The organism is Oceanobacter kriegii DSM 6294 (assembly GCF_000422845.1).
GTDB lineage: Bacteria > Pseudomonadota > Gammaproteobacteria > Pseudomonadales > Oceanobacteraceae > Oceanobacter > Oceanobacter kriegii.
This window is the reverse complement of sequence record NZ_KE383933.1, coordinates 89525-103371: the sequence shown is the minus strand read 5'-3', so window position 1 is coordinate 103371 and position 13847 is coordinate 89525. Positions and strand designations below refer to the sequence as shown.

The window sequence follows — 13847 nt, the reverse complement described above, 5'->3', positions numbered from 1 at the left end:
ACTATAACAGTCGTTACTTGTGATGCAAGAAAACTCAATCACGGCAGTCGGCATCTGTGCTGCACGTTACAGGCGGTACTGATAGCAGACGGTTAGTGGACAGATCGTTCCCGCCGGTAATGGTCTCTGTGCCTGCCGAAGATAATCGAATTTGGTTATAGTGAGAATTATTTTCAATAACTAAGACATCCCCATGCCTGTTGCCATACGAACGCCTGCCTTCATTGCCTTGCTGACCAGTCTGTTGGCTGTGTTATCTGCCTGTAGCACGCCTACAGCCTCCACCGATACAGCCACGACCGCCACAGCCAAAACCATGGAGGATCGCACGGTAATAACTGTTGAACCCGATCCCGTGTGGATCAGTGACGCTCTTCAACATCACTCGCTGGTCGCGCTGGGCGATGTGCACGGCAGTCAGCAGGTTGTGCCGTATCTGCTGGCTGCATTACAGGACCCTGAGGTCTGGAATCAGGTAGACGATATTGCCGTCGAGATGGGCAATGCCCAGCATCAGGCGTTGGCCGACCGCTACCTGTTGGGCGGCGACGATATTCCGCTGCAAGAGGTACGGGCAATCTGGCGCGACACGCTCTACTTTATGGCCTGGCAGTATCAGGTGTACGAAGACTTTGTGGTTGGCTTACGTCAGCTCAACCAGCAACGAAGCCACAAAATTCGACTGGTGTTGGCCGAACCTGCTTTTGACTGGAATACCCTCACGCATGATGAGTGGGTTGCCTGGGGCAAAGACCGCGAACCGGCCTACGCCGAACGCATTCAGCAGCAAATAGTGGATAAACACCGCAAAGGCATCCTGCTGTTTGGCACCTTTCATATGTTCAAGCAACCGATTCAATTGATGGGAAAGCCCGCTGGTCAGCCGTTTGAGTCATTGGTCAGCCTGCTGGGCGACCGGATAGGTCGGAACAACCTTTTTGTGGTGCTGCCGCAACTGGACGACAGCGATAATCTGGTTGGCAAAATCCAATCACCGGCGCTGCTGCCACTGAAGGATTCTCCACTGGGGCAACAATCTTTCACGGACTATTCTCGTCGAATCGACGCCAGCAATCACCATGTATTAAACGACGTTGCCGACGGCTATCTTTACCTAGGCCCGGAACATCGGGATGCGCCGCTGGCTCCGGCTGCCACCAACGACCCCGAATGGCACCAGCAAATGCGCGAGCGTGCCGCCATCGCCGGAGGCCGGGTAGGGCAGCAAGTGGGCAAGTGGATTGAGAAAGCAGGCACTGCCACGCATGAAACCGTGCAATAAACGCGGGGTGGCTCTGGCCCTGATGTTGATTTTGATGTTGTCACCAGTTGTGGCAGCAGAGAATCGCCTTGGGCCGCTGTTTGACCACACCGACCTTGTTGCTCTGGGGGACGTGCATGGCTCCGAACGGCCGGTAGACTATTTGATTGGCCAGCTACAGCAACCTGCCACCGCAGCCCGGGTAGATAACATCGTGGTGGAATTTGGCAATGCTCGTCATCAGGCGCTGGCGGATGAATATGTGCTGTCTGGTGCTGACCTGACAGTAGAGTCACTTCAGCCGATATGGCGTGACACCCTCTACTTTATGGCTTGGCAAACGCCACAGTATCTGCATTTGATGTCGTTTCTGAGGCAACACAATGCCACTTCAGAGCATGCCATTCGATTGGTGCTGACTGAGCCCGAATTCGACTGGAGCAGCATCACCCGAGAGCAATGGCAAGCACTGACGGTCAGTCGGGAAGTCAGCTACCAGCGTACCGTCCAGCAAGAAGTTCTGAATCGTAAACAAACCGCGGTGCTGCTGTTTGGCTCATTTCACCAGATGAAAATTCCTCTTGCGGTAGCCGGTAAAGAGGGCGTGTTTACCTCGCTGGTGGCAGGGTTGAGGAATCAGGGCGAAGAGGTGATTACCCTCTGGCCACACACCGGCCCTGCGCTTGAATCGTCATCGCCGACAGGTGGGGAGTATCAGGTTCCCACTCTGATTGATTTACAAACCGACCCCTACGGGCAACAGCGTTTGTCAGATTTCAGTGGGCGTTTTCAATCGGACAAGCCTCTGTCAGCCATCGCGGATTACTACTTGTACCAAGGGGCCGACTTTCGCACAGCGCAACCGGATGAACGCAATATCAAGGATCGTCGCTGGCATCAGGAAATGCGCCGCAGGGCAGCGCTGACTGGTGGTCGTGTACAGCAGCAGGTCGATGGCTGGCTGGAGCGCTATGTGCAGCCCTGCAAAAGCGATTATGCAAAGGAGCAATAACATGATCAGCATGGAAATCGGGGAAGTAGCGCGTCAATCCGGGCTGCCCGCCTCAACACTGCGCTACTACGAAGAAAAAGGGTTGATTCAATCGGTGGGCCGCAAAGGCATCAAACGCCTGTACGACCCCGACGTGATGCAACGTTTGGCGCTGATCTCCATGGGCAGCACCGCCGGATTTAGCCTCGACGAAAGCGCTGCCATGCTTGCCGACCAACGGTTTCCTGATATCAACCGGCAAACCCTTATTCGCCGTGCAGCAGAGCTGGACGAGCAAATACAACAGCTGACGGAAGTGCGCGACGGCCTGTTGCACGCGGCCGCTTGTCCGGCTCCGAATCACTTCGAATGTCCGGTTTTCCAACGTTTGATGAAACTGGTGTTTCGCCGTAACCGCAGTCGCAAGTCCGGGGCCTGAACCCCGGGCTGTACCACCATGCTCGCGGCAAGCTAATCGCTGGTCAGTGACTGGCGACCAAACGCTGTACCAGACGCCTGGCGACCGGCACAACCAGTAAGGCAATCGGAAACGCCACCAGCCAGGACGCACCCCAGGCGCTGCTCCATAACCACAGAAACTGATCCGTCATACCCGCAGCCCGAACTGTACTCACCGCCGATACAATCGACGACATCAAACAAGACAGAATCAGCACAAACAAAACCTGCTCATAGCGTTTGGGAATCATCGTACGACTCCTTTTCTAATAGTGCTCAGTGGCATTGGATTACACTGTGGTTGAGGTCGTTGCGGCTTTGATGCACAGAGGAACGCGCCCGTTGAATGGAGGGGCGAAAGGCAGAGCTCGAAAAATTTCATGGTGTTTTCTCCTGAAAGAACAGGAAAACGATTCTATGAGTTCAAGTTAACTTGAGGTCAAGGGTTGGTTTTGGGTTGCTAGATTGAGGAAGATATCGTGCCTGTCGTAACTGAACGTCTTGAGAGAACCAAAGCGAGACTAGAGGCTGAGCTGGAGTGATTGCTTTGACTCTGCCCCAGAGCTTGTGTGAAAGGTCTGGGGCAGAGTCCATGGAGCAATTAGTGCGCGTGGCTTACTGCCGGATCGCCCAGAACTCCACTTCCAGACCTTCCTGTTCGGCGGCGATATGGAAGGCGAAGCCGCCGGCCGTTTTGAGGGACTGCCACTGTTCGCCCTGGCTATCCAGTTCGAAGTAAACAAAGCCGGTGTGGTATGGGATTTCCCGTGGTGCGACCGGAATCACCGACAAGCCAATGCCGCTGAGCTGGTTGTTGACGAGGTTGCGGATGGTTTCTACCGAGCCCACTTTCACATGCTTCGGCATGTATTCACGCAGTTTGTCGGTCGGCATATCGGCCTTGATGGCCAGGATAAAGCGCGCCTGATTGATCAGGCTGTGGTCGGCAATGCGTGATACGTAGATGCCGTACTTGTGCTTTTCGATCTTCTGCGGAATGGCGGTTTGTTCCAGCACCGTGCTGAGGTACTTGCCGAGGTGGTCGATCACCAGTCGGAAACATTCCTGCAGGTTGTCGTGCTGGTAATCCGGTTCCAGTTTGGGGCGTCGCTCGAGGGTGGTGAAGGTCGACAGTTCGCCGGCCAGCCCCAGCAGTTCGCGGTACATGGCTTCCGGGTGGAATTGCGGCACCTGGCTCATGTGGCGCAGGCGTGGCTCGTAGCGGTTGAGCATTTGCAGCAGCATGAAGTCGGCAATGGCCGATGAGCCACCTTCCTGATTGGAGGCTGCGAATCGATGCGACAACACGTCGGCACGTTGTTTTACCAGTCCAATGGTGTTGGTGAGGAAGTGTTGCAGCTGGCCGTTGCAGCGTACCGCCAGTACCGGCGGGATGTAGTGCTTGTCGATGATCACCGCGCCTTCGGCGGTGACTTCCTGAATGCGCGCCACTGGCAGGGTGGTAAAGCCGCCCAGTTCTTCGCGCTCGAGGGCCAGTCGGAATTGCAGGCTGGCGAGGTCGAGCGGTTCGCTGTCGTTATTGTCGCTGCTGTAGTCGTACACATCGCGGGTCTGGATGCCGTAGCGGGTGATGCTGTCGCTTTCTTCATGGCCGGCAACGTATTTGTTGCCCGGCTGGTAGATGGGCAGGGTCAGGTACACCAGCTGGTTGCGTACGTCGCGGTCAATTTCCAGTGGTTGTGGCAGCGAGGCGTCTTTCGGCAGCTCGAACGGGCAGCCATCCGGCATGATGCCTCGGGCCCGGGAAAGACCAACCTGGCCGTTGTTCAGCAGGCCGAGGTCCAGAATCAGATCCAGATAACCCCACATAAACGGGGCGATGGCGCGGGAGCGTTGTTCAATGCGGGCTTCCAGATAGCGTTCCTGCTGTTGGAAGTGGTGCGGAAACAGATACAGGCTTTCCAGCCAGGCGACCTTGTTGTCGTTGCTCATGGGTTCATTCCATTCGGTGTAGCGGGTGAATCCTTGCGGAGTGCGAAGATCTGCAAGCGGCGCTTATTTGGCGCCGTTGCTCAATTCCTGTTCGGTAACCGGTTCGTCAACATGAGGACGGCCAGCGCGGATGCTGTTGGCTTCGATGGTGACCGGATGACGGTAGTGACCGTAGTCGTGAACGTCGTACACAAATTTCCATTTACTGGTGTCGAGGTTGCGGAAGGCGGCGACCACGGCAATAAAACCTGCGGTGTCTTGCAGGGCGATCTTGCGTGACAGGCTTTCGCCCGGTTGCAGGATCACTTCGTCCAGGCTCAGCAATTCGTCCGACAATAGCGCTTCGCCGTTGAAGTAGAGTTCGTCGAACTCAAGGTTGTCGACGGTGGTGCGGGACGTCAGCTGGTAAATGCGCAGCTGGATGGGGGATGCCCGATCATTGCCGTCGGGGTTGACGTCTTGTGTGGCAATCAGCTCGATTTCGTCGTAGGGCTTCCACACGGTTTTCACCACGGTGCAGCCCGACATAACGAGGCTAATCAGAATCAGGGCCTTTAACAGCAGATAATGGGGCAGTGTTTTCATAGTTCCGGCACTATCGTTTGGCTCGACGAGCGGTGAGTTGCAAGATGCGTTTTTCAAACGTCTTGTGAATGTCCTGGCGAATGCGATCACCGGCTTTTGGCCAGTGGTCTTCAAAGAACGACCATTTGGCAGCCCCCGGCGACAACTTGTGTTTGAAGCTGATGGACGTTCTGTCGGCTTCAGACTGGGTTTCCATCAGTTGCTGCACACGCACCGGAGACAGTTCATCAATGGCCTGATCAAAGGCTTGCAGGGTGGTTTGCTCCAGTACCTGTTCGTCTTCGATCAGCGCTTCCATGCTTTCCAGCAGCATGCCCGGAATGTCTTTCTGGCGCGGGTGACGGTTATCCAGCAGGATGTTCAGCAGGGCATCGCCGTTGCTGATGTCGTAAATCGGGTCCTTGCTGAGCTCCCGTTCTACCGCGGGTGCATCCAGACACAGGCGTGACTTGATTTCGCGGTGACCGTGCAGGGCTTTCAGCGCGGTGTCTGCCAGTACCCGTAGGGTCTGGCCAACCACTTCCAGTTGTTCGCCACTGATGTCGGCGGCCTGAAACTGGTCTCCGGCGTGCAAACCTTTCAGCAGCGAAGCCACCAGTCGATGCTGTTGCTGATTGAACGACAGCACGTCTGCCTGGCGTTTTTTCTCTTGCTGTTGCAGTTGCAAGGTTTGTTCGGTGGGTTTGGCAGTGGCGGTTTCAGCCACGCCATCCAGATCCCAGTCATCCGGAATGGTGATTGACGGCGGTGCAAAATGATCGGAGCTGTTGGCGGTGAATACCGCAGGCTCTTCCTTGGGTGCTGCAAACGGGTCGCCAATCGGCTCTGGTTTGGCTTCGGAGATGCTCTGCGTGTCTGTGTCGGCAATGGCTGACGGTATGTCAGCGGCTGGTGTTGCTGGCTTGGGCTCCGGCTGTTGGCGACCCAGTGTGCGGGATACACCGCCCGGACGCGGCAGTGGCTGCTGACGGGCAACCGCTTCGCTGGCAGCAGCAATGGCCTGTCCGGCGCTGGCTGTTGAACCGGGGTTAGCTGTTGGGCCGGGATTCGCCGCTTGTACGCGCTCTACCCGGATGCGGAACTGACCAATTGCAAACTCCTCGCCTTCGGACAGCGGGTGTGGTCGTTGTGGGTCCAGTTGCGTGCCTTTGCTGACCAGGGTAACGCCATTGGCGGAACCGGCGTCGGCCAGCTCATGACGGCCGTTGTTGAAGTGCACAATGGCGTGCACCCGGGAAACGATTTTCTGGTCGCAAGGAAGGGTCAGCTGACAGTCGCTGTTGCGGCCGATTTTTACGTCGCTGGTGCCCAGTGGGACTTCCTGTCTGAATCCGTTATCCGTACGTTGGGCGACAAGTTTTAATTCCATTTGCTTCCGACTATACCCTTACAGTTCTTGAACAATATCCATCTGCATCGTCCCGGGTAGTTTTCGGCTACCCGGATCGGACGGTTTCTGGTTGTGACCTGAATCACATCGAATATGTGACTCGATAGCCATATTTATATCAAATTGTGCGCTGACGATATGCAAGTCGAATCCAGTTGGCAAGCAGGGTGTGACGTGGTTTTTATTGAAAGTGTTAGCTGGTTTTATATTGAACCTTTGTTTTGAGAAGTGCGTCTATTATTCGATTCTTTTTACATTTAAAGGCGTGAAATTGTTCGCCGTAGTACTAATAATGCGGCCTCGTCCCAGTGCGGACGCAGCGCGATGGACGCACGTTTCTTCAATGTTCAAAAACCTTTCTGAAGACTGATATGAGTACGGAAGCTATTGAAAATACTAAGGTTTTCGGGATTTCTCCTGAATCCGACGACGCTCGTGAAGCGCCTAAGGAAGGTGATGTTCTGGGACGTCGCTACCTGTTGATGAAACGCCTGTCGGAAGGTGGAACCAGTCTCATATATCGCGCCCGCGATATGCTTGCAATTACCGGTCCGAATGACGAGCAAAGTCATGTTGCTATTAAGGTTATTAAACCTGAAATGGCTGGATATGCGGAAGACTTAACATTTTATGAAACCCTGACTACGCGTCATTTGTCGCATCCTAATATCGTGCGAGTGTTTGATTTTCATAAAGAAAATGAACTTTCGTATGTCTCCATGGAGCTGTTGGAAGGCGAGCCGCTATCGGAACTGCTGAAGCGTTCGCCAGATGGCGGTATTGGTCGCCAGAAAGCCTGCCGAATTTTTACCGAGATGTGTCAGGCGCTGGAATATGCCCATGGTGAGGGCGTGATCCATTCCGACATCAAGCCCAGCAATGTGCTGATTCTGGAAAACGGCAGCGTCAAGGTGATCGACTTTGCCACCGCACGTTCGTTCATTCAGGTGGCAGCGGTGGGGAAATCCAACGTTGGCGAAGAATCGTCGCTGTACGGTTACACCCTGTCTTACGCCAGCCCGGACATTGCCCGCTCGCTCGAAGCAGCTCCGGCGGATGATGTGTTCTCGCTGGCATGTATCTTTTACGAAATGCTCACCGGCACTCATCCGTTTGGCCGCAAGGCCTCGAACGAATTGACCGATGCCGACAAGCCAACTCGTCCCGCTGGAATGAATATCTGGAGCTGGATGGTGTTGCGCAACGCCTTGCAGGTCGATCGCGACAAGCGCATCGCCTCAGTGGCTCGTTTTCATCGTTTGTGGAATGCCTCGCGTCGGGTTTGGCCGGGCATGGCTGCGGGCATCTGTGTGGTGGCCTTGCTGGGTGCTGGCGGTGTGTGGGTGAAAGGCTATGTGGATCAGCACCTGACTCATCAGTCGCATCTGGAAAATGCCTGGAGTCAGCAGTTGGCCTCAGGCGAATTTGTATCCCGTTTTGAAGCCATGGCAGCGGCTCAGCGATTGCAGCATGTGTCTGAACTGGACGGTGTCGATGCTGGCTTGCTGCAACAGGTTAAGCCGTTGTTTGTGGCACCACTGGCAACCGCGATTGATACCGCGTTGTCGTTCTCGGAAGGCGACGAAATCCCGGATTTTCAGGCGCTCACCAACGAGATCGACCGTGTGGCGGCCTACTTCCCGGATTCCTTGCAGCTGGATCAATTGCGCCGTCAGGTGACCCAGCGTCGTGAGCAATTGGTCGACCTCTACAGCTACCAGATGGCGCAGTCCTGGTCGGGCATTGATTACAGCGCCGAGTCGGCCAACAACATCTTGCAGGCGCAGGTTCGACTGGATGAGCTGAAGGCGACGTTCCCGTGGGATGACGCCTATCTGGAAGGCTATCTGGCGGATGTATCCCGCAGCGTCGAGCAGCAGGATTTTTATGCGCTGGCAGGTCTGTACGACTTTGCCGAAGCCCTGCAACAGCAGTACCCACAGGTGAAGGCAGTGTGGGGCGAATACCCGCAGAACGAGATTGACGCTGGCTTGGCCATTTCCCGTTATCTGACCGGTGCCGCAGCTGATCTGTCTGTAGCGGAATACCCGGACGACGCCGTGCGTTACTTCGCTGGAAACGAGCTGCCAGGTGCCATGAAGGCCATGTCGGATGCCTGGCTCGACCGCGAAATCAGCGCCGGCTGGCAGCGCCTCGACAAGATCATTCAGCAGTACAACATGCCACCGCAGTCGAAGCTGTTTCAGGACATGACCGGGACGGCCATCCGCAAGCTCGACAGCAAGCTGGAGTACCACAAGAAACGTGGTTTCCGCGATTCCTACGCCACCATGAACAAGCTCAAACAGTCGATTGTGGCGGCGCAAAACCCTGTAACCAACACCATCGTTGAAGGAGATGCTTCCTGATGAGCTGTATTTCAGTTGAAGCGATTAACGACCTGCTGGACCCGCTGGAGTCGCCGTTTGGCATGACCGGCGAAGACCTGCGCGAAAACATCGCGCCGGATTCCAGCTACCAGCTGTTGCGCGACGCCCGGACGCTGGCGCGCAATGGCGAACGTTCGGCTTCCCAGAGCGGCGAGCAGAACTTTATTGATGCCTCCGACTGGCAAGTCATTCTGGAGCGTGTGCCCGGGGTGTTGTCTGGCGAAAGCAAAGACATCGAAATGGTTGCCTGGTACATCGAGGCGCTGACTCGTCAGTACGGATTTCAGGGGCTGGCGCGTGGCTATTTGCTGGCCGCCAAACTGATTCGGGAATTCGGTGAACAGCTGCATCCAAAGCCGGACGAAGACGGCCTGATGACCCAGCTCGGCCCGCTGATTGGCCTGAACGGCTATGGCAACGAAGGCGCCTTGATTGTACCCATCAAGTCGATCCCGATTGCCGACAGCGACATGTCTGGCCCGGTGGCCATGTGGCAGTACGAACAGGCGCTGGAAACCGACCGCATGGTCGACCAGAAGAAAAAAGACGCCCGCCTGAAAGAAGGCGTGTTGTCGAAAGCCGAACTGGAGGCCATTTCTGCTGGCACCTCGGTGCCGTTCCTGAAGATGACCCGCAACCAGTTGCAGGAAGCCATCGACGCCTACGAGCTGTTCCAGCAAATCGTTGATGAATACGCCAACGACGATCCGCAGCCAACCGTACAAATTGCCGACACCCTCAAGGCCTGTCAGCAAATGCTGTTGTACGTCGCTGGTGATCGCCTGAAGGAAGAAGAACCCGTCGAAGAGGTGGTCACTGTGGACGCTGAATCCGGTGAAGAAGTGGTGGTTGCAGCACAACCTGCGGCACTGCCAGGCGTGATTGGCAACCGTCGGGACGCCGTTAAAACCTTGCAGCGAGTGGCGGACTATTTCCGTGAGTCCGAGCCACATTCGCCCATTTCCTATTCGATTGAACAGATCATCCGCTGGAGCGAACTGTCGTTGCCGGAGCTGATTGCCCAGCTGATTCCGGACGATGGCGCGCGCCAGAAATTTCAGACTCTGTCCGGTATTCAACCCGGTGATACCGGCCAGTAAACGGAAACCGGCAACCTCAAAAACAACCTTGTAGAACGACTGTTAGGGGAACCAACATGGAAAGCATTCACAAGAAACTGAACCGGGTGCGTAAGCCTCGCGTTCATATCAGCTATGACGTTGAAACCGAAGATGCGGTAGAGAAAAAGGAATTGCCCTTTGTGGTGGGTGTGATGGGGGATTTCTCCGGTGATCCAACCCAGCCACTGAAGCCACTGAAAGACCGTCGTTTTGTGCAGATCGACCGCGACAACTTCAACGACGTATTGAAGAGCATGACCCCGGGTCTGAGCTTCAAGGTCAAGAACACGCTGGAAAACGATGGCAGCGAATTTGCCGTCGATCTGAAATTCAACTCCATGGAAGACTTCGAGCCGGCCGCCATTGTGAACCAGGTAGAGCCGCTGAAGAAACTGATGGAAACCCGCAACAAGCTGCGCGACCTGTCCACCAAGGCAGACCGCTCCGAGCAGTTGGAAGACATTCTGGAACGTGTGCTGAACAACCAGGCCGACCTCAACGAGCTGGCCGAAGCACTGGGCGAAGGTAAGGAGGGCTAAGCCATGACTGATGCAGTACAGGAAGCCGTACAAGCGGAAGAACAAACCCTGACCCTGTTCGAACAGGCGTTGCAGGCCACCAAGCAAACCGAAGCCGACGACGCCAAGGAACTGCTGAAGGTACTGACCGACGAAGCCATGAAAGGCACCGTCAGCTGGAACAAGAACCTGACCGTTACCTTCCGCAAGGCCATCGAAGCCATCGACGGTGCCATCAGCGAACAGCTGCGTGAAATCATGCACCACGAGAAATTCCAGAAGCTGGAAGGCACCTGGCGCGGTCTGAACTACTTCGTGATGAACACCGAAACCAGCACCACGCTGAAGCTGAAGGTGATGAACGCGACCAAGAAAGACGTCGCCCGCGATCTGTCCAAGGCGGTGGAATTCGACCAGAGCCAGACCTTCAAGAAGCTGTACGAAAACGAATTTGGCACGCCAGGTGGCGAACCGTATGGCGCCCTGATCGGCGACTACGAATTCACCAACCACCCGGACGACGTTGAGTTCCTTGGCAACATGTCCAACGTCGCGGCCGCGGCTTTCTGCCCGTTCCTGACCGCTGCCGATCCAAACCTGTTTGGTTTCGACAACTGGACCGAGCTGTCCAAGCCGCGTGACCTGGCCAAAATCTTCGATTCCGCTGAATACGTCAAATGGCGTTCTTTCCGCGAATCCGACGATTCCCGCTTTGTCACCATGGCCATGCCACGGGTGCTGTCGCGTCTGCCATACGGCGAAGACACCAAGCCGGTTGAAGAATTCGCCTACGAAGAAATCGGTGCGGAAGACAAAGCCAGTAGCTCAGACTACTGCTGGTCCAACGCCGCTTACGTGCTGGCGACCCGTCTGACTGCGGCGTTCTCTGAATACGGCTGGTGTACTGCCATTCGTGGTGCTGAAGGCGGCGGTCGTGTCGACAACCTGCCAGTGCACCTGACCACCACCGATGACGGCGACGTTGATATGCAGTGCCCGACTGAAATCGGCATCACCGACCGTCGTGAAGCGGAACTGAGCGGCCTCGGCTTTATGCCGCTGTCGCACTACAAGAACACCGACTACGCCGTGTTCTTCGGTGGCCAGACTGCTCAGAAACCCGCGGTATACGCCAACCCGGATGCCACTGCCAACGCAGCGATTTCTTCCCGTCTGCCATACGTGATGGCGACCTCCCGTATTGCCCATTACCTGAAAGTGATGGCGCGCGACAAGGTCGGCTCCTTCATGGAAGCGGAAGACATGCAGGTGTGGCTGAACCGTTGGGTGAACGGCTACGTCAACGCCAGCGAAGAAGGTGGTCAGGACATGCGTGCCCGCTACCCACTGCGCGAAGCCAAGATCCAGGTGAAGCCAATCCCAGGCAAGCCGGGTTCCTACAACGCCGTAGCCTGGTTGCGTCCATGGCTGCAAATGGAAGAACTGACCACCTCCCTGCGCATGGTGGCCCGTATTCCACAGATCGGTGGCTAACGCCGAACTGATGCCCACCTGATGCCAGCAGAGCCTTCGCACCCGCGAGGGCTCTTGTTGTTGGCGACTTAACGGAAGAGCCCGGAAACACGGAAGATGAGCAACCTGCTACAACCGGACAATCAGCCAACCCGCACGCTGCTGGAAACGGTACTGGATGTACCGACCGACAGTGCCGTGCCGGCCCGTAAGCCAGAAGCGCCATCGCGCTCGGGCGATGCGGCCTGGCTGCAACGACTGGCCGTGCGAACCGCTGCCGGCGAACCGGGCCAGCTGCAATACCTGCTGCGCCGGGCCATTGTTGAAATTGAAGAGCGCATTGCTCGCCAGCTCGACGAAATCATCCACCATGAACAGTTCAAGGCGCTGGAAGCTTCCTGGCGTGGCCTGCTGTATCTGGTGGAAACCGAAGCCGACTACGACGAAGAGTTGATGGTCAAGATCAAGATGCTCGACATCAGCTGGGCTGAAGTGGCTCGCGATCTTGGCAAGGCGATCGAGTTCGACCAGAGCAACCTGTTCCAACGTATTTACAGCGACGAATTTGATACCCCGGGCGGTGAGCCATTTGGCGTACTGCTGGGGGATTACCGCATGTCCCACAAGGCACGTCCGTCCAACTCCATGACCGACGTGGATGTGCTGCGGGAGATGTCACAGGTGGCCACTGCCGCCCTGTGTCCATTCCTGGTCGGGGTCGACAGCAGCCTGTTCGGCCTCGATTCGATGGACGAATTGGCCACCGTGGCCGATTACCACGATGTGTTCGACCAGACCGAGTACACCCGCTGGCGCAGCCTGCGTCAGATGGAATCCACCCGTTTTGTCGGCATGGTGCTGCCGGATGTGCTGATGCGCAAACCCTGGCGCGCCGACGAAACCCGCCCAGATCCGCTGCCGTACAACGAAGGCCTGCACAACGGCGTGGCCGATTACCTTTGGGGTAACGCCTGTTATGCCATGGGCGGCGTGCTGATTCGGGCGTTTGCCAACAACGGCTGGTTTGCCGACATTCGTGGCGGCACCCACGAATTTGGCGAAGGCGGCATCGTCCGCAACATGGTGCATGGCGACTACAGCGAACGCCGCGAAGACATCGCCAGCAAGCCGGCCACCATCGTGCAGATTGACGACTTCCTTGAACGTGACCTCAGCGAATTGGGCTTTATTCCGCTGTGCAGCTACCACGACAACGAAGTGAGCGTGTTCTACAGCAACAGCTCGCTGCACATGCCAGCCCGCATGAACACCGAAATTGCCAATACCAACGCCCGTATGTCGGCGATGATCCAGTACATGATGTGCGTCGCCCGTTTTGGTCACTACATCAAGATGATTGGCCGCGACAAGGTCGGCAGCTACATCGGCGCCGATGACTGTCAGCGTATTTTGCAGAACTGGCTGAACCAGTACACCACCGCCAGTGAAGGCTCTTCACCGGCGCTGAAAGCTCGCTACCCGCTGTCGGAATCCCGCGTTGAAGTGCGCGAAGCACCGGGCAAGCAGGGCTATTTCACCTGTGTGATTTATCTGAAACCGCATTTCCAGCTCGACCAACTGGTATCCAGCATCAAGCTGGTGACCGAGCTGGCGGTGGGCAATGTCGAGAACGGCTAAGCCCGAGAGAACGGCTAAGACCCAAAACAGATAAGTCTGCTCAGGGCGCATTGGCACCAGCGTCAACA

The 13847-nt window shown here is 56.3% G+C and carries 12 protein-coding genes; 8 read left to right on the top strand and 4 right to left on the bottom strand.

The features are described 5' to 3' along the window. Positions 1 to 193: 193 nt before the first annotated feature. Genes G516_RS0118325 through G516_RS0118315 form a run of 3 tightly spaced genes read left to right on the top strand, consistent with a single transcriptional unit; the run spans position 194 to position 2691 of the window. The gene (locus tag G516_RS0118325; RefSeq protein ID WP_028294879.1) at positions 194 to 1282 is read left to right on the top strand and encodes a hypothetical protein; all 1089 of its coding nucleotides are present in this window, start codon (positions 194 to 196) and stop codon (positions 1280 to 1282) included. Beyond that, positions 1266 to 2273 (top strand): hypothetical protein, encoded by a 1008-nt coding sequence (locus G516_RS0118320; RefSeq protein ID WP_028294878.1) that lies wholly within the window; start codon positions 1266 to 1268, stop codon positions 2271 to 2273. Before G516_RS0118325 ends, G516_RS0118320 begins: the two co-directional genes overlap by 17 nt. Position 2274: 1 nt before the next feature. Beyond that, entirely contained in the window at positions 2275 to 2691 is a 417-nt protein-coding gene (locus tag G516_RS0118315) for a helix-turn-helix domain-containing protein (protein ID WP_028294877.1), read from the top strand. Between the two features lie 43 nt (positions 2692 to 2734). On the opposite strand, the gene G516_RS0118310 is transcribed toward G516_RS0118315, so the two are convergent. The 4 genes from G516_RS0118310 to G516_RS0118295 form a co-directional block, all read right to left on the bottom strand. Then, complete coding sequence (locus G516_RS0118310) at positions 2735 to 2962, bottom strand: DUF2798 domain-containing protein (protein WP_028294876.1); 228 nt, start codon at positions 2960 to 2962, stop codon at positions 2735 to 2737. Positions 2963 to 3326: 364 nt separating this feature from the next. After that, positions 3327 to 4664: a type VI secretion system baseplate subunit TssK gene (gene tssK, locus G516_RS0118305; protein WP_028294875.1), complete on the bottom strand. Its 1338-nt coding sequence runs from the start codon at positions 4662 to 4664 to the stop codon at positions 3327 to 3329. A gap of 63 nt (positions 4665 to 4727) precedes the next feature. Beyond that, complete coding sequence (gene tssJ, locus G516_RS0118300; RefSeq protein ID WP_028294874.1) at positions 4728 to 5249, bottom strand: type VI secretion system lipoprotein TssJ; 522 nt, start codon at positions 5247 to 5249, stop codon at positions 4728 to 4730. 10 nt (positions 5250 to 5259) lie between these two features. Next, entirely contained in the window at positions 5260 to 6618 is a 1359-nt protein-coding gene (locus G516_RS0118295) for an FHA domain-containing protein (protein ID WP_028294873.1), read from the bottom strand. A 392-nt stretch (positions 6619 to 7010) separates the two neighbouring features. On the opposite strand from G516_RS0118295, the gene G516_RS0118290 reads away from it, so the two are divergent. The 5 genes from G516_RS0118290 to tssC (G516_RS23255) all read left to right on the top strand — a co-directional run bounded on the left by G516_RS0118290 (position 7011) and on the right by tssC (G516_RS23255) (position 13779). Next, positions 7011 to 9008: a serine/threonine-protein kinase gene (locus G516_RS0118290; protein WP_028294872.1), complete on the top strand. Its 1998-nt coding sequence runs from the start codon at positions 7011 to 7013 to the stop codon at positions 9006 to 9008. Then, positions 9008 to 10129, top strand: coding sequence for a type VI secretion system protein TssA (gene tssA / locus G516_RS0118285; RefSeq protein WP_051219598.1), 1122 nt, complete (start codon positions 9008 to 9010; stop codon positions 10127 to 10129). The genes G516_RS0118290 and tssA overlap by 1 nt, the downstream gene beginning before the upstream one ends. 56 nt (positions 10130 to 10185) lie before the next feature. Then, on the top strand, positions 10186 to 10689 hold the full coding sequence (gene tssB / locus G516_RS0118280; protein WP_028294870.1) for a type VI secretion system contractile sheath small subunit: 504 nt from the start codon (positions 10186 to 10188) through the stop codon (positions 10687 to 10689). Positions 10690 to 10692: 3 nt separating this feature from the next. Continuing rightward, positions 10693 to 12162 (top strand): type VI secretion system contractile sheath large subunit, encoded by a 1470-nt coding sequence (tssC, locus tag G516_RS0118275; protein ID WP_028294869.1) that lies wholly within the window; start codon positions 10693 to 10695, stop codon positions 12160 to 12162. A 96-nt stretch (positions 12163 to 12258) separates the two neighbouring features. Beyond that, positions 12259 to 13779 carry a type VI secretion system contractile sheath large subunit gene (gene tssC, locus G516_RS23255; protein WP_051219597.1) on the top strand — a complete coding sequence of 507 codons (1521 nt, stop codon included), beginning with the start codon at positions 12259 to 12261 and terminating at the stop codon, positions 13777 to 13779. Positions 13780 to 13847: the final 68 nt, after the last annotated feature.

Bases quoted from the DNA above. Each gene is read 5' to 3' on its own strand.
- G516_RS0118325 (WP_028294879.1), top strand. From the start codon at position 194: ATGCCTGTTGCCATACGAACGCCTGCCTTCATTGCCTTGCTGACCAGT.
- G516_RS0118320 (WP_028294878.1), top strand. From the start codon at position 1,266: ATGAAACCGTGCAATAAACGCGGGGTGGCTCTGGCCCTGATGTTGATT.
- G516_RS0118315 (WP_028294877.1), top strand. From the start codon at position 2,275: ATGATCAGCATGGAAATCGGGGAAGTAGCGCGTCAATCCGGGCTGCCC.
- G516_RS0118310 (WP_028294876.1), bottom strand. From the start codon at position 2,962: ATGATTCCCAAACGCTATGAGCAGGTTTTGTTTGTGCTGATTCTGTCT.
- tssK (WP_028294875.1), bottom strand. From the start codon at position 4,664: ATGAGCAACGACAACAAGGTCGCCTGGCTGGAAAGCCTGTATCTGTTT.
- tssJ (WP_028294874.1), bottom strand. From the start codon at position 5,249: ATGAAAACACTGCCCCATTATCTGCTGTTAAAGGCCCTGATTCTGATT.
- G516_RS0118295 (WP_028294873.1), bottom strand. From the start codon at position 6,618: ATGGAATTAAAACTTGTCGCCCAACGTACGGATAACGGATTCAGACAG.
- G516_RS0118290 (WP_028294872.1), top strand. From the start codon at position 7,011: ATGAGTACGGAAGCTATTGAAAATACTAAGGTTTTCGGGATTTCTCCT.
- tssA (WP_051219598.1), top strand. From the start codon at position 9,008: ATGAGCTGTATTTCAGTTGAAGCGATTAACGACCTGCTGGACCCGCTG.
- tssB (WP_028294870.1), top strand. From the start codon at position 10,186: ATGGAAAGCATTCACAAGAAACTGAACCGGGTGCGTAAGCCTCGCGTT.
- tssC (WP_028294869.1), top strand. From the start codon at position 10,693: ATGACTGATGCAGTACAGGAAGCCGTACAAGCGGAAGAACAAACCCTG.
- tssC (WP_051219597.1), top strand. From the start codon at position 12,259: ATGAGCAACCTGCTACAACCGGACAATCAGCCAACCCGCACGCTGCTG.